Raw genomic sequence first — 18,002 nt, forward strand, 5'->3', positions numbered from 1 at the left:
TTAGCGCTCCGTGGTCTTGCGGATTTCTTTCTCGTCCATCCATTCGGCCAGGCCGCTTTCAACATCGATCAGTTGCAGGCTGAACTTGTAGAACACGTCCTTGTAGTCCGAGCTGCGCTTGACGATGGAGCTGATGGAACCTTCCAGGCGGTACTTGGCGGCAACCATGTTGCCGGTTTTGCTCACCGTGGATTTCTTGTACAGGCCGCTCTGGTTTTGCAGCTTGAGTTGGTCGACCTGGCTTTGCATGTCGGTGTTATCGCTGGCGAAACGCGCGGTGCCGGTTTTCATCAGTTGGGTCTTGATCGACGTGGTGATCTCGCGGGTATCGATGTACTCGCTGGTCTTGTTCTTCACGTCGTACACCTGCACCACTGGGCGGCCTTGCAGGATGCCGGACTGGGCCAGGGAGCGGGTCATGCTCTCGGCGATCATCTGCAGGTCGGTGGAACCGAACTCGTTGGTCACCAGTTCCACAGCCTTGGAGTCGCCGTAGCTGATGTTCTTGCCGCCGAGTACCGGCGAGGTGTTGGAGCAACCGCTGGCCAGAAGGGCAACGACGGCGAGAATCGAGAAGCGTGCAAACATGGGGAAATCTCTCTGAATACGGTTAGCGCAGCGGCTCAAGGGGTTTTCACTTCGAGACGGAAGTCAGCGGCCTGGGGCAGGTTGGCGATGGCCGGCAGGAAAGTCGCCTGGTTGGCGTACAGGTTCAGCACTTTCCAGGTTTCTTCATCGCCCACCGGGAAGCCGTCGGCGCCCAGCCAGGCGAAGCGGTAATACATCATCTGGTTGCTGCTGGTGATGTTGCTCAACTGCACCTTGGCGGTCAGGAAGCCATTTTCGCGGGCCATGCGGATAGCGCCGACGGCGATGCCCTTGAACTTGCCCATCACCACGATTTTGCTGGCGGCGCTGCCGGGTTCCGGTGGCGGCGGAGTGGCGCAGCCGGCAAGCAGGACCAGCGCCAGGGCGCCGAGGATGAAATGACGCATAACGTGCTCCTTAAGGTTGTTTGAGGGCGATAGCCTGGGTGGACGTGCTCGGGACCACATGAGCTGCAAGGCCACCGGCGAACACCTGGTTGCCGACCACGCGCAGGGTGATCACCTGATAGCGCTGGTCAGCCTTGACCGTCACCCGCGTGCCGCCCAGGGCATTGGGCAGGCTGACCTGATGCTCGCCGTGCTTGAGGCGCAGGCGTGTCACCTGGGTCATGTCCGGCAGCGTGCGCCAGGTGCGGGTGTCGGCGCCTTCGGTCACCGCCGAGGCGATGCCCAGCACCAGGCCCGCCATTGGGTTGGTCTTGTTCAGGTTGTTTTGCGTCACGCCACGGCTGACGGCCCGCACGGTGGTGCGCAGGATGATCCCCGGCATGTCGTCACGCAGTGCGCGGCGGGACATGGCGGTGGTGCTATTGAGCACGGTGAGGTTCTGCTGCTTGCCGTCGACGCCGATCTGGCCGAAAGCCTGGGTGGAGGTATCGGCCTTGATCACCGGGAATGAGAGCGGGGTGATCACAAAATGGCCGTCAATCGGAATCGGCAGCGGCAGGCGGATAGAATCTCGCGCCGGTGCCAGGCCGCTCTGCACCACGATCAGTACGTCGGTCTCGTCGGCGCCGACCTTGGACTTGTCCAGGTCCAGCAACGCCTGTTCCAGCAGCGGCGTATTGGGGCGCAACTCGGCGGCCTTGCGATAGCCCGGTGCGGCCAGGTCTCTTTCACCCAGGGCTTCGTAAACAAAGCCTGCCAGGTAATGGCTGAATGCACTCTGGTAGCTGTTTTTCAGGCCGACCACTTCCGGCGCGTCCAGTGCTTCAACCGGGTAGCCACGCAAGTCCTTGACCTGGGTAGTGACGCCCTGGCGCTCGGCTTCGTTCTCGCGCTTGAGGTATTCCTTGTCCCGCAGGTCGGCGATCACGGCTTCACGTTCGTGGGTCTTCCTGATTTCGGTACGGGCGCCGTCGAAATCATTCAGGGCCAGCAGGTTCAGGGCCATCTGGGTGGTCAGCATGACTTTTTCGTAGTCATAACCTTCGTAGCGACGCACCTTGTCGTTAACCAGGAAACTGCCGAACTGGGCGAGGTACTTTTCGCTGTCGAACTTGACCGACTCTTCCCACTTGAACACTTGCAGGTCGGCGCTGCGCCAAGCGGTCTGGCTGCCGGTGAGGTCGCCTTTGGCGCGCAACAATTCGCCCTTTTCAAAGAAGTAGAGCAGGTCCTTGTCTTCGCCGGTGTTGTTCTTTTCCAGCAGGGTCAGGGCGCCGTCGACGTTACCGGTGGCCAACTGCTGGTTGGTGGCTTGCAGCTCGGTGTCGTAGCTGCGAAACATTGAACAACCGGAGAGCAAGGTAACCGCCGCCAGTGTGAGCGGGGTTAAGGCGCGAAATGCCATGCAAACTTCTTCCCTGAGAGTGATCGGCTGACGTGCAAATTCCTCATAAAAACGAGGAAATAAATTCCCTTTAGCAATAAGAGGGCGCGGCATTATAGGCGTCATTGCTGGCAAAACAATGGCTTTTTGCTGCTGCAAGTCACGTTCATATGCCATTACTTGCCCCTTGAATGCACAGGGCTCACCTGCGCCAAATCACTAACACCTTGAGTCAAACCCTTTAAAATTTAACAATGTGTTACTTCGTATTTCCCTTTGAGATTCATTCATGATTGCCCCCATCCGTTTTCTCGCCTGGTTGCTGCTGCCAGCCTTGATGTCGTGCAGCTTCAACCTGCTGGCCGCGACTGCCGAGGGCGCGCCACAAGCCCTGCATCTGTTGGACTACATTGGTGCTGACTACCCTCCGACGGTGGAGGCGGGCAAGGTTATCGATGAATCTGAATACCGCGAACAAATAGAGTTTCTCGGCGTGTTGCAGGGCTTGGTGGCTGAGCTCCCGCAAAGGCCGGAGCGTGCGGAGTTGGTCAAGGGCGTCGACGAATTGTTAGCGGCTGTATCCGCTCACCAGGACGGCGCACTCGTCGCCCGCCAAGCCCGCCAGTTGGGCGCCAAGTTGGCGGTGGCTTATGAAGTCAGCCAGGCGCCAGCTATCACGCCAGACCCGGCGCGAGGTGCGCCGCTGTACGCCCAGCACTGTTCGGTGTGCCACGGTACTGCCGGTGCGGGTGATGGCCCGGCGTCCACGGGCATGACGCCGCCGCCAGCGAACCTGCGCGATGCGGTACGTCTGGACCGCCTGAGTCTCTACGCGATTTACAACACGTTGGGCCTGGGTGTTGAAGGCACCGACATGCCGTCCTTCGCCGACCAATTGGACGATCGTCAGCGCTGGGACCTGGCCACCTACATTGCAGGCTTCACCGCCGACCCGGCTGCCGCCAAAAGCGAACAGCCTTTCAACCTTGCCGACCTGGCACGCCAGACCCCCAACGAGGTGCTGGCAGCCAGTGGCCCAGCCGCTGCCGCGACGTTCCGCGCCCAGCGTGCGCAGCCGCCGCAGGTCAAGCGTGGCCCGGCGCAGTTGCTCGACTACACCGCAACCACGCTGGACAAGAGCCTCGCCGCGTTCCGCAACGGCGATCACGAACAGGCCTATGACCTTTCAGTTGCAGCGTACCTGGAAGGCTTCGAGCTGGTAGAAAGCTCCCTGGATAACGTCGACGCCAACGTGCGAAAAGACACCGAGAAAGCCTTGATGGCCTACCGGCAGTCGTTGCAGGACGGCCTGCCGGTCGAGCAGGTGCAACAGCGCCTGGACGTGGCCAAGGGCAAACTCACCGAATCCGCCGGATTGTTGGGCAGTGATGGCCTGAGCTGGTCGCTGAGCTACATCTCCGGTTTGCTGATCCTGCTGCGCGAAGGCCTTGAGGCGATCCTGGTACTGGCGGCGATCCTGGCGTTCCTGCGTAACACCGGCCAGCAATCGGCGGTGCGCAGTGTCAACGTCGGCTGGGGCTTGGCGCTGCTGGCCGGCTTGGCGACCTGGGCGTTGGCGGCGTATGTGATTGACGTGAGCGGCGCCCAACGCGAATTGCTTGAGGGCTGCACGGCGCTGTTCGCCAGTGTGATGGTGCTATGGCTGGGCGTATGGATGCACGACCGACGCCACGCGGCGGCCTGGCAGGATTACATCAAGAGCAGCCTGGTCGGTGGCGGTGGCCGTTTCGGTTTTGCGATGCTGGCGTTTTTCTCGGTATACCGCGAGCTGTTCGAGGTGATCCTGTTCTATGAAACCCTGTGGCTGCAGGCGGGTCCTGCCGGCCACAACGCGGTACTGGCCGGCGGCGCCACAGCGCTGGTGCTGCTGGTAGGTTTGGCGTGGGTAATCCTGCGCGGTTCGGCGAAACTGCCGCTGGCGTTGTTCTTCGGCATCAATGCGGCGCTGCTGTGCGCGCTGTCGGTGGTGTTCGCCGGGCATGGCGTCAAGGCCTTGCAGGAAGCGGGCATCTTCGGCACACGGCCGGTGGCGTTCTTTGACTTCGACTGGCTGGGCATTCATGCCGATGCGTACTCGTTGAGTGCGCAGGCTGTGGCGATCCTGGCGATTGTGGTGCTGTACGGCCGCAGCCGCCTGGCCGAGAAACGCCGAGTGGTGGCATAAGCATGCGCGTGTGGATCGATGCAGACGCCTGCCCACGGGCGGCCAAGGATCAAGTGGTGAAGTTCGCCCTCAAGCGCCAGTTCGACGTGGTGCTGGTGGCGGGCCAGAGCCAGATCAAGCCGAGCTTTGCCTGTGTAAAGCTGATCGTGGTGCCCAGCGGCCCGGACGCGGCGGATGACTATCTGGTGGAGCACGCCGTGCCCGGTGAGCTGGTGATCTGCAGCGACGTGCCGTTGGCCGACCGTCTGGTGAAGAAGGGCGTTACGGCCCTCGACCCGCGCGGCAAGGAGTTCAGCCCGGCGAACATGAGTGAGCGACTGGCGGTGCGCAACCTGTTCACTGACCTGCGTGAACAGGGCCAGATGGGCGGCGGCCCGCCGCCCCATGGTGAAAAGGACAAGCAGGCGTTTGCCAATGCGCTGGACCGTATCCTCACCCGGTTAATGCGCCAGGCCTGAACGTGGGCTAGTCGTGGCAGCTAGGCTTGTTGTGGCGAGCAGGCTTGCCCTGCGTTGGGCTGCGCAGCAGCCCTAAACGTCACGACCTCGCACAGCCTGACACACCGCGCTGCCTGAATTGGGGCGGCTTCGCCACCCAGCGCAGGGCAAGCCTGCTCGCCACAACAAGCTTGCCCCTAACAACAAGCCTGCTAGTCACCCCCACTCAGCGCGGGTTAATCATTCTCGTGGGTCAGTTCCAGCACTCGATCCACCAACTTGTTGATGCCTGACGCGACTTCGCTGATGCGCTTGCCGAGCATGTAGGCCGGTGTACTCACCAGCCTGCGGGCCTTGTCTTCGACGATGTCCTCGACAGCGCACTCCTGATGAGTGGCACCCATCTTGTCCAGGGCGGCCGCCGTGTCGGGGCAGTTGCCGATGGTGCAGGTCACGCCGGGGCCGTAGATCTTTGCGGCCAGGGCCGGCGAGATGCAGATCAACCCAACAGGCTTGCCGGCTTCGGCAAAGGCTTCGGCCAGCTCCAGCACGTGCGGGTTGACGCTGCAACCGGCGCCCTCCACGGCAAAGTTCGAGAGATTCTTCGCTGCGCCAAACCCGCCGGGTACGATCAGTGCGTCGAACTCGTCGGCGTTGGCTTCACGAATGTCCTTCACCTCACCTCGAGCGATGCGCGCCGACTCCACCAGCACATTGCGCGACTCGGGCATCGCTTCACCGGTGAGATGGTTGATCACGTGCAACTGCGCAATATCTGGCGCAAAACATTGAACCTGAGCGCCGCGCTGATCCAGGCGCAGCAGCGTGATCACGCTTTCGTGGATCTCTGCGCCGTCGTACACGCCGCAGCCGGAAAGGATCACTGCAATCTTTTTGCTCATGGGCATCTCTCCTATTTTGTGGCGTTAAATGTCTACTAATTTGTCACCTGTTGCCAATGGGATCTCCTGCCGCTACACCTAATCTTGATGTAACAAAAAAACATCGGACTAGCCCATGGACTTCGTGCCTTACGCGGTACCGTTTTTCATTGCCCTGATTGTGGTCGAGCTGCTGGCCGATCGTTGGCGCGGCGAACGCAATTATCGGGTGGCGGACGCCATCAACAGCCTCAGCACCGGTGTGCTGTCCACCACCACCGGGTTGTTGACCAAAGGCGTGGGCCTGCTGACCTATGCGTTTGCCCTCAAGCACCTGGCGCTGATCGAGCTGCCTGCCCAAAGCGTGTGGACCTGGGTGTTCGCCTTTGTGTTCTACGACTTCTGCTACTACTGGCTGCACCGCTGCGGCCATGAGCGCAACATCCTGTGGGCCGCGCACTCGGTGCATCACCAGAGCGAGGACTACAACCTCACCACCGCCCTGCGCCAGACCAGCACTGGCTTTCTGCTGAGCTGGATCTTCTACCTGCCCCTGGCCGTGCTGGGTGTGCCGCTGGTGGTGTTTATCAGCGTGGCCTCGCTTAATCTTCTGTATCAATTCTGGGTGCATACCCGCCATGTGCCCAAGCTTGGCTGGTTCGAGTGGTTCTTTGTCACGCCGTCCAACCATCGGGCCCACCATGCGCAGAACGCTCTCTACATGGATCGCAACTATGGCGGGGTGTTCATTATTTGGGACCGCCTGTTCGGCAGCTTCCAGGAAGAAGACGAAAATGAACCGGTGGTCTTTGGCGTGACCACGCCGCTGGCCAGTTGGAACCCGCTATGGGCCAACCTGCAGTTTTATGCACAGTTGTGGAGTGATGCGCGGCGCACTGAGAGCGGGTGGGACAAGCTGCGCATCTGGTTCATGCGCACTGGCTGGCGCCCGGCGGACGTGAAAGCCAAGTACCCGATGGCCAAATCCGACTTGAGCCAGTTCCGTAAATTCGAGGTGCCACTGGATGCGCGCCAGCAGGTCTACATTGCGCTGCAATTTGCGGCGTATGTAGGGTTCGGCAGTTATTTGATGAATTTCGGCGAAGGGCTGCCCACGGCAGCGCTGGTGCTGGGCTGGAGTGCGATGGCGTTGGGGCTGTTCACCTTGGGCGTGGCCCTGGAGAACCGCCCGTGGGCGCTGAAAGCCGAGCTGGTGCGCCTGGGGCTGAATGTGCCGCTGGTGTGGCTGGCGCCGCTGGTCGGCTTGTGGCCGGCCAGCAGCCTGGGCTGGTTGGGCCTGCTGAGTTACAGCTTGCTCAGTGCGATCGGCCTCTACTGTTGCAGAAGCCGGCTTACTCGACTGGCGTCTTAGGCGGTTGCTCCGTGGCCTGCTCGGCAGCCAGCCGGGCCTTGGCCTCGGCACAGGCTTCGCGGGCGATACGCGCGTTCTTGAAGCGCCGGCGCAGCCACAGGCCAAGGCCCAACAGCAGCAATGCCCCCAGCACCCACAGCTCGTATTTCTTGACGCTGCCGAGCATGCCTTCCAGCACTGCGCCGAAGTGGTAGGCCGCAGCGCCCAAGGCCGCGGCCCAGATGGCGGCGCCGATGCCGTTGAGGATCAAGTAGCGAGCCGGCGGGTAGCCCGACAGGCCAATCGCCACCGGCATCACGGTGCGCAATCCATAAACGAAGCGAAAGCTCAGCACCCAGATATCCGGGTGCTTGCGGATGTGCTCCAGGGCCTTGTCGCCCATCAATTGCCAGCGCGGCTTGCGCGCCAGCAGCTTGCGCCCGTGTTTGCGCCCCAGGAAATACCACAGCTGGTCGCCGGCGTAGCTGCCAAAAAAAGCAACGACCACCACCAGGTTGATATCCATATAGCCACGGAACGCCAGGAAGCCTGCGAGAACCAAAATGGTTTCGCCTTCAAAGAAGGTGCCCAGGAAGAGCGCAAAGTAGCCGAAGTCATGCAGAAATTGTTGAAGCATGGTCTGGGGTGCTGGCGAAATGAACGCGCAGCCTACGCCTTCGTGAACATTCATGAAAGTATCGAGATGTGTCACGAAGTGAACAATTCCTACATAAACGACGAATGCGACTACAGGTCGCATCGATAAGCACAACTGTCATTCCTTCGTCATAATGGCCGCTTATAACTGCAACGCTCGCCCGTAAACGCGGGCTCAGGAGTCTGTCGTGAGCTTTACCCCTGCCAATCGCCTGTTCCCCGCCACCCGTCTGCGACGCAATCGCCGTGATGATTTTTCGCGCCGCCTTGTACGTGAAAACGTACTGACGACGAATGATCTGATCCTGCCGGTGTTTGTGCTGGACGGCGAAAATCGTCGGGAAGCCGTGGCGTCGATGCCGGGTGTGGAGCGCTTGACCATTGATTTGCTGCTTGAAGAGGCGGCTGGTTGGGTTGAACTGGGGATTCCGGCGCTGGCACTGTTCCCGGTGACACCGTCTGAACTCAAGTCCCTCGACGCCGCCGAAGCCTGGAACCCGGATGGCATCGCCCAGCGCGCCACCCGTGCCTTGCGTGAGCGGTTCCCGGAACTGGGTGTGATCACCGACGTGGCGCTGGACCCGTTCACCACCCACGGCCAGGATGGCATTCTCGACGAAGACGGTTATGTTCAGAACGACATCACTGTCGATGCGCTGGTCAAGCAGGCCTTGTCCCATGCGGCGGCAGGCGCCCAGGTGGTGGCGCCGTCGGACATGATGGATGGCCGTATCCAGGCGATTCGCGAAGCCCTGGAACTGGCCGGCCACGTCAATGTGCGCATCATGGCCTACTCGGCCAAGTACGCCAGCGCCTATTACGGCCCGTTCCGCGATGCGGTGGGTTCGGCGTTGAACCTGGGCAAGGCCAACAAGGCTTCGTACCAGATGGACCCGGCCAACAGCCATGAAGCCCTGCACGAAGTGGCGGCCGACCTGGCCGAAGGCGCCGACATGGTGATGGTCAAGCCCGGGATGCCATACCTGGACATCCTTTATCGGGTCAAAGAGGAATTCAAGGTGCCGACCTTTGTCTATCAGGTCAGCGGTGAATACGCCATGCACATGGCCGCGATCCAGAATGGTTGGTTGAGTGAAGGGGTGATCCTCGAATCCCTGACTGCCTTTAAACGTGCGGGTGCTGATGGCATTCTGACCTACTTCGCCGCCCGCGCCGCCCAATTGCTTAGAGAGCAACAATAGCCCTCACAGGAACACTCGATGAATACCGAAGGACTCTCCGAAGTTGCTGTAAAAGACGCTCACCCGGTGGTTGAACAAATCGCCGAAACCCCACCGGAGCTGGAACCGGCTGCGCCTGTCGTGGTGGCTGAGGCCCCCGCGCCGGCCCCAGTGGCGGCGGTGACCAACCTGGATGACAGCAGCCTGTACATCCATCGTGAGTTGTCACAACTGCAATTCAACATCCGCGTGCTGGAGCAGGCGCTGGATGAGTCCTACCCACTGCTGGAGCGGCTTAAATTCCTGCTGATCTTCTCCAGCAACCTGGACGAGTTCTTCGAGATCCGCGTTGCCGGCCTCAAAAAGCAAATCACCTTTGCCCGCGAACAAGCCGGTGCCGACGGCCTGCAGCCGCATCAGGCCCTGGCGCGCATCAGCGAGCTGGTGCATGGCCATGTGGACCGCCAATACGCGATCCTCAACGACATCCTGCTGCCGGAACTGGAAAAACATCAGGTCCGCTTCATCCGTCGTCGTCACTGGACCACCAAGATCAAGACCTGGGTGCGTCGCTACTTCCGTGACGAAATTTCACCGATCATCACCCCGATCGGCCTCGACCCGACGCACCCGTTCCCGTTGCTGGTGAACAAGAGCCTCAACTTTATCGTCGAGCTGGAAGGCATCGATGCGTTCGGGCGCGATTCGGGCCTGGCGATCATCCCGGCGCCGCGTCTGTTGCCACGGATCATCAAGGTACCGGAAGAAGTCGGGGGCGCTGGCGATAACTATGTATTCCTGTCTTCGATGATCCACGCGCACGCCGATGACCTGTTCCAGGGCATGAAGGTCAAGGGCTGCTACCAGTTCCGCCTGACCCGTAACGCCGACCTGGCGCTGGACTCCGAAGACGTCGAAGACTTGGCCCGCGCCCTGCGCGGCGAGCTGTTCTCGCGGCGCTACGGCGATGCGGTACGTCTGGAAGTGGCGGATACCTGCCCCAAACATCTGTCGGACTACCTGCTCAAGCAGTTCAACCTGGCCGAGTCCGAGTTGTACCAGGTCAATGGCCCGGTGAACCTGACACGTCTGTTCAGCATCACCGGCCTGGACAGCCACCCGGAGCTGCAATACACGCCGTTCACGCCACAGATACCGAAACTGCTGCAAAACAGCGAGAACATTTTCAGCGTGGTGAGCAAGCAGGACATCCTGCTGTTGCACCCGTTCGAGTCCTTCACGCCAGTGGTCGACCTGCTGCGCCAGGCCGCCAAAGACCCGCATGTTCTGGCGGTGCGCCAGACCCTGTACCGCTCCGGCGCCAACTCGGAAATCGTCGATGCACTGGTCGACGCCGCACGAAACGGCAAGGAAGTCACAGCGGTAATCGAGCTGCGTGCGCGGTTTGACGAAGAGTCCAACCTGCAACTAGCCAGCCGCCTGCAAGCGGCCGGTGCGGTGGTGATCTACGGCGTGGTGGGCTTCAAGACCCACGCCAAGATGATGTTGATTCTGCGCCGCGAGGCCGGCGAGATTGTGCGTTACGCCCACTTGGGCACCGGCAACTACCACGCCGGCAACGCCAAGCTCTACACTGACTACAGCTTGCTCACCTCTGACGACGCCTTGTGTGAGGACGTCGGCAAGTTGTTCAGCCAGTTGATCGGCATGGGCAAGACCTTGCGCATGAAGAAGCTGCTGCACGCGCCATTCACGCTCAAGAAGGGCATGCTCGACATGATTGCCCGCGAAACCCAGTTCGCCCTCGACGGCAAGCCGGCGCACATCATCGCCAAGTTCAACTCGCTGACCGATCCGAAGATCATCCGCGCGCTGTACAAGGCCAGCCAGTCCGGTGTGCGTATCGACCTGGTGGTGCGTGGCATGTGCTGCCTGCGTCCGGGCATTGTGGGTGTGTCGCATAACATCCATGTGCGCTCGATCATCGGCCGCTTCCTGGAGCACACGCGGGTGTTCTACTTCCTCAACGGCGGCGAAGAGCAGATGTTCCTCTCCAGTGCCGACTGGATGGAGCGCAACCTCGACAAGCGTGTGGAGACCTGCTTCCCGGTGGAAGGCAAGAAGCTGATCATGCGGGTCAAGAAGGAGCTGGAAAGCTACCTCACCGACAACACCCACAGCTGGAGCCTGCAATCGGACGGGCGCTACGTGCGTAACACGCCGACCGGCAACCAGAACCCGCGCAGTGCGCAGGCGACGTTGCTGGAGAAGCTGGGTAGCCCGATTCTGACGGTGAACTGAAACTGGTGTGGGAGCGGGCTCTTGTGGCGAGGGAGCTTGCTCCCGCTGGAGTGCGCAGCACTCCCAAGATCTTTGGGGCCGCTACGCAGCCCTGCGGGAGCAAGCTCCCTCGCCACAGAAAGCCGCTCCCACATTTTTTTGCGGTGTTCTTTAACGCAAGTTCAGGCTGAACCCAACTCGCGTCAGCCACTCCGCTTCCTGGGCAAAGTCTGCCTGGGTCAGCTGGTTTTCATCCAGCCAGCCTTTGGGGAATACCACGTCCAGGCTGTCGCCATGGGCGCGCAAGGTCACCTGAGGCATTTCCTGGGTGCCACGGATGTGGTGGAACAGGATCGCAAAGCGCAGCAACACGCACAGGCGGATCAGCTTGATGCCTTCGTCGCCGAATTCGGCAAACTTGTCCTTGGGAATGTTGCGGCGATGGCCGCGCACCAGCAGGGCGAGCATCTGTTGGTCTTCGCGGGAGAAACCGGCGAGGTCCGAGTGCTCGATCAGGTAGGCGCCGTGCTTGTGGTAATGATAGTGGGCGATGTCCAGGCCCACCTCATGCACCTTGGCCGCCCAGCCCAGCAGCTCACGCCAGACGCCGTCTTCCAGGTCCCAGTCTTCGGCCACCTGGTCAAAGGCATGCAGGGCTTTGCGCTCCACGCGAGCCGCTTGTTGCAGGTCGACGTGATAACGCTCCATCAGGGAGGTGAGGGTGCGCTCACGCACGTCTTCGTGGTGATGGCGGCCCAGCAGGTCATACAGCACGCCTTCGCGCAGGGCGCCGTCGCAGTGGTCCATGCGTTGCAGTTCAAGGGCGTCGAAGATCGCTTCGAGAATCGCAAGGCCAGCCGGGAAGATGGTGCGACGGTCGGGCTTGATGCCGTCGAAGTCGATTTTCTCGGCATCGCCCAGCTTGAACAGTTTGCGCTTGAGCCACGCCAGACCTTCGGCGTTGACCTCGCCGGTGCCATGGCCGCCGGCTTTGAGGGCCAGGCCGATGGCGCGAATGGTGCCGGAGGAGCCGATGGCTTCATCCCAGGTCAGGCGGTGCAGGGCGTGCTCAATGCTCATGATCTCCAGCCGCGCCGCCGTGTAGGCCTGGGCATAGCGGGCCGGGGTGATCTTGCCGTCCTTGAAATAGCGCTGGGTAAAGCTCACGCAGCCCATTTGCAGGCTCTCACGCAGCAAGGGCTCAAATCGTTGCCCGATGATGAACTCGGTACTGCCGCCGCCGATATCCGCCACCAGGCGCTTGCCGGGGGTGTCGGCCAGGGTGTGCGACACGCCGAGGTAGATCAGGCGCGCTTCTTCGCGGCCGGAGATCACTTCAACCGGGTGCCCGAGGATTTCTTCGGCGCGGCGGATGAATTCGACACGGTTACGCGCCTCACGCAAGGCGTTGGTGCCGACAATTCGCACGGCGCCCAATGGCATGCCGTTGATCAGTTGGGCAAAACGCTTGAGGCAGTCGAGGCCACGCTGCATGGATTCTTCGTTGAGCTGGCGCTGGTCGTCGATGCCGGCAGCCAGTTGAACTTTCTCGCCGAGCCGCTCAAGGATGCGGATTTCGCCGTTCTGGGCCTTGGCCACGACCATGTGAAAGCTGTTGGAGCCCAGGTCGATGGCGGCGATCAGGGACAGATTCTTGGCTTGGGATTGCGGCATGGTTTGGGGGTCTCGGTCGATAACCCGACCATCGTGCCACGATCGACCGCTGCCGCCAACGCGTTGTGCTTCGGGAATCTTCCTGTCGGTGTGGGAGGCAATGCCTGTTGGAGATGTAGGGCGATTCTCCGTTGCCCTGACGAATAAACTTTAGGCTAAGTAAGAGATATTAGATTTTTGCCTATAGAAATTCTCTCGGGACTTTTCTTACAGGGGGTCGTATTTGTTCTGTTCGATTTCTTAGTTATGACTACTGATGAAGTAGTAAATGGTGGCAACGTTTTTATTACGGTCTGACAACACTTGGCGTGCTCTCCTATTCTTTTTCAGGTCACTAACAAGCGAGACTGCCCGCCGGCAATGATGCCGTGGCGTTATTTGTTTATGGTCCTTCATGTCAGGGAATGTCGTATTTTAGAAGCGGAGCTTTTCAGCCTTGAATAAGTAACGCCTGTTAACTTCTAATGGCGGGTAAAATATGAAAAAAGTATTTGGTTTGGCAGTGGGTATTGCGTGCCTGGTTGCCAGTGTGGGTGCCTATGCCACACCTAAGCCGACCGGTAACCTGATCGTCAGGGGCACCATCATTCCGGCGGCTTGCAGTATGAGCGTGAGCGCCGGCGGGGTTATTGACTATGGCACGATCCGCGCTACTGAATTGTCCCATACGAATTTCAACCCACGCGAGGAGCGTTCCACTTCCCTGGTCGTCAACTGCGGTACTACACCTTCCAGGTTTTTCTTGTCTGTTACTGACTTGCGGTCCTCCAGCAAAGTTGCCGGCATATTGGGCGCTGGCTACACCGAGGCCCAGAACTTTGGTCTCGGTACGTCGGGTGGCAGGCGCATCGGCGGCTATTCGGTCACCCTCAGAAACCTGACGTCCAGCGGTGTCGCGCTTTCGCCGATCGTACGCTCGAGCAGCTCGGCCGCTTGGCAAGCCAGCGACGGCAAGGTGACACAGGCCAGCGATCACTCCTGGCGTAGCGGCAATATCAATGCGCCAGCTTCGATCTCTCAGCTCACTGGTGTTATTGCCGTTAAAGCGGTGATCAATCGCGCAAGTGATCTGAACCTTTCCGGCAATGTAGCGTTGGATGGTCACGCGACGCTGGTTCTGGATTACATCTAAACGTTTGAACAACGGTCGATAGCAAGGCAGAGGCAGTCAGGGGGCCTCTTATTTGTTATCGGCTGTTTTCACGTGGCTGTGTCATTACAAGTGATTATTTGTTTGAAAGTGTCCCAAGGAGAACTCGTTGAACGGTCTTTCAAGAATGATTTTTTTCATATCGTGTTGTATGGCGTTGCTGCTGAGTGGCGTAGCCCGTGCCGACGGTATGTTGCCTGAAACAACGGTTGTCATTCTTTATGAAGAAAATGGCGAAGCCACGATTAACATCAAGAATACCGACCCGACCCCCGCATTACTGCATTCCGTCATTGAAAACGTGCCCGAGGATCTTGAAACCCTGTTGATCGTCACCCCGCCCATTGCTCGCGTGGAGCCAGGGGAGACGCAACTGGTCCGGTTTATCAGCACCCTGAAGGCGCCGCTCAAGACTCAACGCCTCAAGCGCGTGTCCTTCGAGGGGATTCCCCAGGCGCGTGAGCCTGGTGGTGCGACCATTGGTATCACCCTGCGTCAAAACTTGCCGCTGATCCTGCACCCGGCAGGTTTGCCTCGGCACGACGCGCCTTGGGAACTGCTCAAGTGGAAGCGCCAGGGTGATCGCTTGAGTGTGCATAACGACAGTGCTTATGTGGTGCGCATGGGATTGGAGGTGCAACTTAATCCGCTGAAACAAACCGGCTTGCTGCCACGCACTTATATCCTGCCGGGTGAGGTGTTGACGCTCAATACCCAAGGGCCTGTGGCCGAGGTGTCCTCGGTGGTGCTGCAGCCGGCCACGATCTTTGGGTTTGCTGTCGATAACTACCAGGCAGATGTTCTGGTTCATGAGAGTTAAGCGTTCGATGGCTGGCCTGACGGTCCGTCGCCCAGGGGGTTTCATGGGGCTGGCAGCCTTGTGGGGTGCCCCCGGTTTTGCTTTGGCGGTCGAGTTGGGAGAGGGCTTTGACCTGGCTGTCTTGGCCAGCTATGGCATCGACCCGAAGGTCTCCGACTACTTTCGCAGTGCGGCGCGGTTTCGAGAGGGCAGGCAAGTCGTGGGGCTGCGGGTCAACGGGAATTCCCTGGGGTTGGTCGAGGCTCGTTTCGATTATCAGGGGCAGCTGTGTTTTACCCAGGGTTTGCTGGAGAAAGCTGGCCTAAAAGTGCCCTCGGCGATCGTGCAATCGGGTATTTCGGCGGATCAGGCCTGTCACGATTTCATCGGTGAGTTCCCCGCGACCATCGTCAGGCTGCAGCCGGGCAGCGAAGAAGTGGTGCTGGTTGTGCCTACCCAGTCCTTGCGTGAGCCTGAATGGGAAGTGGGAGGTTTTTCCGAGGGCGGTGCGGCGGCGTTGTTCAACTACGATGTGCTCGGGTTTCAGACCCAGTCGCGCAGTGGCCCCAGTCGTTTCGTTTCGGCTTATACCGAGGCGGGATTCAACCTGGGTAATTGGGTGGTCCGCAGCCGGCAGTTCTTTATTTCTGATAACGGCAAAAGCAGCAGCGAGCACGTGCAGGCCTACGCCCAGCGTGATATCGCGGCGTTGCAGTCAACGTTCCAGGTGGGCCAGATCTCTACCCGAAGCCCGGTGTTCGGTGGGATTCAGCTATCGGGGTTACAGCTGTTTCCTGATGGTGTCTCCCGCGCTGGCGCCAATCATGGTGTGGTGGTGGAAGGTTTGGCCCACAGCCAGGCCCGTGTCGAGGTGCGCCAGTCCGGTGCGCTGATCCATACCACGTTAGTGCCCGAGGGGCCGTTCAGCCTGACAGGCTTGCCTTTGCTCAATGGCACCAGTGACCTGGAGGTCAGCGTTATCGGCACGCGGGGCGGCACACGCAGTTTCGTGGTGCCGGCGGCTTCCTTTGGTGCGGCTATTGCCGTAACCCCAGGCTTTGACTTCGCCCTTGGCAAGGTACGTGAACAACTGAGCGCGGGCCGCGAGGCGCCGACTGTCGTCATGGGCAGCGGCACCTGGGGGCTTGGCCGGCAGTCATCGCTGGGGTTCGGTTTATTGAGTACAGATGAGTACCAGTCGGCCGGCGGCACTATGAGCAGTGTGTTTTTCCAGCGGGTTACCGTCAGTGCTCGGCAAAACATCTCGCGCGATGGTGAGGCGGGTGTGAACGGCAGCCGCAGTGCCGTATCCCTGAGCAGCCCGTTGGTGGCGGGTGTTGAGATGAGCCTGAGCGCGACGACCCAAAGCCCCGGTTATCGCGATGTCCTCGAGGCAGGCCCGGGTTTGAAAAGAATTGATCTGCAGACCCGCTTCCAGAATCAGTACACGGTGGGGCTCAACTGGGCAGAACCGACCTTGGGGGCTTTTTCAGTCAGCTACACCCGCAGTACGCAGTTTGATGGGCAGCTTGCCGAACATGTATTTGCCTCGTGGAACAAGGGGTTCAGGCAGGTGGATGTAGCGTTGATCGCCGACTCGCAGGTGGGCGCTTCGCGGCGGCGCAAGACCGCAAGCCGTGAGCGAGATACACGTGATGAGGTCACGCCAGAGGGGTTGTCCTTGCGGCTGCAGGTCACGGTGCCCTTTGGAGAAGATCGCCGCCTGACGTCCTATGCCAGTCGCCGCAATGGCCGCGCCGATATGGGCACGGCGTTGTCCGAGCGGGTCAATGAATATGTGAACTACGAAGTGGGGGTTGAGCGGGATCTGCAGGAGCGCCAGCAAGCGGTTCGCGCGAATGTGGACGTGATGCCGCGCTACACCCGTGTGGGCCTGGGCGTGAACCGCACGCCCACGAGCACCAGCTATAGCGGGCAACTGCAGGGTGCCGTGGTGGCTCACGAGCGCGGCCTGACCTTTTCCCCCTACGCAGTGCAGGACACCTTTGGTGTGCTTTCGGTGGGCGAAGTGTCAGCGGCCAAGGTGTCGACCCCACAAGGTCCGGTATGGACCGATTACCGTGGGCATGCAGTGATTCCCGGCTTGCCGGCCTATACCACCAGCCACCTGGAGGTGCAGACCCAGTCCTTGCCCAAGCGGGTCGATCTCAAGAATGGCACCAAAATTCTCGCCGTCGGGCGCGGATCATTCAATACCGTGGATTTCCAGGTGGTGAATGTGCGTCGGGTATTGCTTGAGGTGCGCGATGAGCAAGGTGCACCTCTGCCCCAGGGCTCTGCGGTGTTTGGCCCGGACAACACCTACCTGACCAATGTGGTGGGTGAGGGCCTGATCTTTTTGAACAACATGGATGACGGGCAAATCCTCAGCGTTTCGCCGCCGGGCTCTACCCGCGCGTGCGTGCTGCATCTGAACCTTGAGTCGCAATCCACAGAGGACAAGCTCTATGAAACGGCTTCGGCGGTCTGTCGTGCCCAATGAATCAGTGCAACACACCCTCCGTCGACTTTGCCTGGGCGTTAGCTTGTTGTTCATGCTCGCGATAGCGGCTCCGAAGGTTTCGGCGAATGACTGCCGCCTTTCCCTCAGCCAGCCAAGGGTCGACTACGGCGTGCTCAGGCGCGCGGAGTTGTTGGGCGAGCCGCTCGCAAGCCAGCCCATCATCCTGGGCAGGCGAACGCTGCAGCTGAGTGTCGTATGTGCCGAGCCAGGGGCTGTCGCCTTGCGCTTTACGGGTGTTCCGGCGGGGACGCAAGGCTATCGATTCGGCCGACAGGGCAGCTTCACCCTGGCCCTCAAGCATGCCCAGGTCGATGGTCGCGCCGTTGAACTGAGTACGTCACAGCTCACAGAAACGGCTACCAGCGGGCACTTGCTGCCCGGTCACGTGCTGATCGCCAAAGCCGGTGGTTTGCCGCTGACCGGCACACGCTTTTCAGCACAAGTGCAGGTCGACACGTATTTACCGCCCGATGCCTTTTCAGTGCGACGCGAGACCGTCTTTGAGGGGCAGGGGCACTTTGAATGGTTGCCCGGCGGTTAATC

At 60.3% G+C, this 18,002-nt stretch carries 15 protein-coding genes; 9 read left to right on the forward strand and 6 right to left on the reverse strand.

The features are described 5' to 3' along the window. Genes lpoB through QF043_RS30000 form a run of 3 tightly spaced genes read right to left on the reverse strand, consistent with a single transcriptional unit; the run spans window position 1 to window position 2,400 of the window. Window positions 1-588, reverse strand: a complete 588-nt coding sequence (lpoB, locus tag QF043_RS29990) for a penicillin-binding protein activator LpoB (RefSeq protein ID WP_056860782.1) — start codon at window positions 586-588, stop codon at window positions 1-3. Between the two features lie 35 nt (window positions 589-623). Further along, entirely contained in the window at window positions 624-995 is a 372-nt protein-coding gene (locus tag QF043_RS29995) for a YcfL family protein (RefSeq protein ID WP_307421212.1), read from the reverse strand. Between the two features lie 10 nt (window positions 996-1,005). Continuing rightward, window positions 1,006-2,400 carry a COG3014 family protein gene (locus tag QF043_RS30000; RefSeq protein ID WP_307421213.1) on the reverse strand — a complete coding sequence of 465 codons (1,395 nt, stop codon included), beginning with the start codon at window positions 2,398-2,400 and terminating at the stop codon, window positions 1,006-1,008. Between the two features lie 268 nt (window positions 2,401-2,668). Here QF043_RS30000 and QF043_RS30005 point away from each other — a divergent pair, with 268 nt between their 5' ends. Both QF043_RS30005 and QF043_RS30010 read left to right on the forward strand, forming a co-directional pair. Then, window positions 2,669-4,564, forward strand: coding sequence for an FTR1 family protein (locus QF043_RS30005; RefSeq protein ID WP_236368748.1), 1,896 nt, complete (start codon window positions 2,669-2,671; stop codon window positions 4,562-4,564). Window positions 4,565-4,566: 2 nt separating this feature from the next. Beyond that, window positions 4,567-5,022 (forward strand): YaiI/YqxD family protein, encoded by a 456-nt coding sequence (locus QF043_RS30010; protein ID WP_159961681.1) that lies wholly within the window; start codon window positions 4,567-4,569, stop codon window positions 5,020-5,022. Window positions 5,023-5,237: 215 nt separating this feature from the next. Here the strand turns inward: QF043_RS30010 and elbB are convergent, their stop codons facing one another. Continuing rightward, window positions 5,238-5,903 carry an isoprenoid biosynthesis glyoxalase ElbB gene (elbB, locus tag QF043_RS30015; protein ID WP_307421214.1) on the reverse strand — a complete coding sequence of 222 codons (666 nt, stop codon included), beginning with the start codon at window positions 5,901-5,903 and terminating at the stop codon, window positions 5,238-5,240. Between the two features lie 115 nt (window positions 5,904-6,018). On the opposite strand from elbB, the gene QF043_RS30020 reads away from it, so the two are divergent. Next, window positions 6,019-7,254 carry a sterol desaturase family protein gene (locus tag QF043_RS30020; protein ID WP_307421215.1) on the forward strand — a complete coding sequence of 412 codons (1,236 nt, stop codon included), beginning with the start codon at window positions 6,019-6,021 and terminating at the stop codon, window positions 7,252-7,254. Here QF043_RS30020 and QF043_RS30025 read toward each other — a convergent pair. After that, window positions 7,235-7,870, reverse strand: coding sequence for a DedA family protein (locus QF043_RS30025; RefSeq protein WP_056861046.1), 636 nt, complete (start codon window positions 7,868-7,870; stop codon window positions 7,235-7,237). The two genes, QF043_RS30020 and QF043_RS30025, sit on opposite strands and share 20 nt — an antisense overlap. 208 nt (window positions 7,871-8,078) lie before the next feature. Here QF043_RS30025 and hemB point away from each other — a divergent pair, with 208 nt between their 5' ends. Together hemB and ppk1 are read left to right on the forward strand one after the other, a co-directional pair. Then, on the forward strand, window positions 8,079-9,092 hold the full coding sequence (gene hemB / locus QF043_RS30030; RefSeq protein WP_061434559.1) for a porphobilinogen synthase: 1,014 nt from the start codon (window positions 8,079-8,081) through the stop codon (window positions 9,090-9,092). An 18-nt stretch (window positions 9,093-9,110) separates the two neighbouring features. Next, window positions 9,111-11,333, forward strand: a complete 2,223-nt coding sequence (ppk1, locus tag QF043_RS30035; protein ID WP_307421216.1) for a polyphosphate kinase 1 — start codon at window positions 9,111-9,113, stop codon at window positions 11,331-11,333. A 150-nt stretch (window positions 11,334-11,483) separates the two neighbouring features. Here ppk1 and ppx read toward each other — a convergent pair whose 3' ends face one another. Continuing rightward, a complete protein-coding gene (gene ppx, locus QF043_RS30040; protein ID WP_307421217.1) occupies window positions 11,484-12,986 on the reverse strand; it encodes an exopolyphosphatase in 1,503 nt (500 codons plus the stop codon). Window positions 12,987-13,464: 478 nt separating this feature from the next. Here ppx and QF043_RS30045 point away from each other — a divergent pair, with 478 nt between their 5' ends. From QF043_RS30045 to QF043_RS30060, 4 genes are all read left to right on the forward strand, one after another. Beyond that, window positions 13,465-14,118 (forward strand): DUF1120 domain-containing protein, encoded by a 654-nt coding sequence (locus tag QF043_RS30045; protein ID WP_307421218.1) that lies wholly within the window; start codon window positions 13,465-13,467, stop codon window positions 14,116-14,118. A gap of 145 nt (window positions 14,119-14,263) precedes the next feature. Beyond that, complete coding sequence (locus QF043_RS30050; RefSeq protein ID WP_307421554.1) at window positions 14,264-14,956, forward strand: fimbria/pilus chaperone family protein; 693 nt, start codon at window positions 14,264-14,266, stop codon at window positions 14,954-14,956. Then, window positions 14,946-17,438, forward strand: a complete 2,493-nt coding sequence (locus QF043_RS30055) for a fimbria/pilus outer membrane usher protein (protein ID WP_307421219.1) — start codon at window positions 14,946-14,948, stop codon at window positions 17,436-17,438. The genes QF043_RS30050 and QF043_RS30055 overlap by 11 nt, the downstream gene beginning before the upstream one ends. Then, complete coding sequence (locus QF043_RS30060) at window positions 17,404-18,000, forward strand: hypothetical protein (RefSeq protein ID WP_373460772.1); 597 nt, start codon at window positions 17,404-17,406, stop codon at window positions 17,998-18,000. Before QF043_RS30055 ends, QF043_RS30060 begins: the two co-directional genes overlap by 35 nt. Window positions 18,001-18,002: the final 2 nt, after the last annotated feature.

The sequence above is a fragment of the Pseudomonas sp. W3I7 genome, assembly GCF_030816095.1.
Classification (GTDB): domain Bacteria; phylum Pseudomonadota; class Gammaproteobacteria; order Pseudomonadales; family Pseudomonadaceae; genus Aquipseudomonas; species Aquipseudomonas salomonii.

What these genes read in the sequence shown, in the direction of transcription:
- lpoB (WP_056860782.1), bottom strand. Translation starts at nt 588, where the DNA reads ATGTTTGCACGCTTCTCGATTCTCGCCGTCGTTGCCCTTCTGGCCAGC.
- QF043_RS29995 (WP_307421212.1), bottom strand. Translation starts at nt 995, where the DNA reads ATGCGTCATTTCATCCTCGGCGCCCTGGCGCTGGTCCTGCTTGCCGGC.
- QF043_RS30000 (WP_307421213.1), bottom strand. Translation starts at nt 2,400, where the DNA reads ATGGCATTTCGCGCCTTAACCCCGCTCACACTGGCGGCGGTTACCTTG.
- QF043_RS30005 (WP_236368748.1), top strand. Translation starts at nt 2,669, where the DNA reads ATGATTGCCCCCATCCGTTTTCTCGCCTGGTTGCTGCTGCCAGCCTTG.
- QF043_RS30010 (WP_159961681.1), top strand. Translation starts at nt 4,567, where the DNA reads ATGCGCGTGTGGATCGATGCAGACGCCTGCCCACGGGCGGCCAAGGAT.
- elbB (WP_307421214.1), bottom strand. Translation starts at nt 5,903, where the DNA reads ATGAGCAAAAAGATTGCAGTGATCCTTTCCGGCTGCGGCGTGTACGAC.
- QF043_RS30020 (WP_307421215.1), top strand. Translation starts at nt 6,019, where the DNA reads ATGGACTTCGTGCCTTACGCGGTACCGTTTTTCATTGCCCTGATTGTG.
- QF043_RS30025 (WP_056861046.1), bottom strand. Translation starts at nt 7,870, where the DNA reads ATGCTTCAACAATTTCTGCATGACTTCGGCTACTTTGCGCTCTTCCTG.
- ppk1 (WP_307421216.1), top strand. Translation starts at nt 9,111, where the DNA reads ATGAATACCGAAGGACTCTCCGAAGTTGCTGTAAAAGACGCTCACCCG.
- ppx (WP_307421217.1), bottom strand. Translation starts at nt 12,986, where the DNA reads ATGCCGCAATCCCAAGCCAAGAATCTGTCCCTGATCGCCGCCATCGAC.
- QF043_RS30045 (WP_307421218.1), top strand. Translation starts at nt 13,465, where the DNA reads ATGAAAAAAGTATTTGGTTTGGCAGTGGGTATTGCGTGCCTGGTTGCC.
- QF043_RS30050 (WP_307421554.1), top strand. Translation starts at nt 14,264, where the DNA reads ATGATTTTTTTCATATCGTGTTGTATGGCGTTGCTGCTGAGTGGCGTA.
- QF043_RS30055 (WP_307421219.1), top strand. Translation starts at nt 14,946, where the DNA reads ATGAGAGTTAAGCGTTCGATGGCTGGCCTGACGGTCCGTCGCCCAGGG.
- QF043_RS30060 (WP_373460772.1), top strand. Translation starts at nt 17,404, where the DNA reads ATGAAACGGCTTCGGCGGTCTGTCGTGCCCAATGAATCAGTGCAACAC.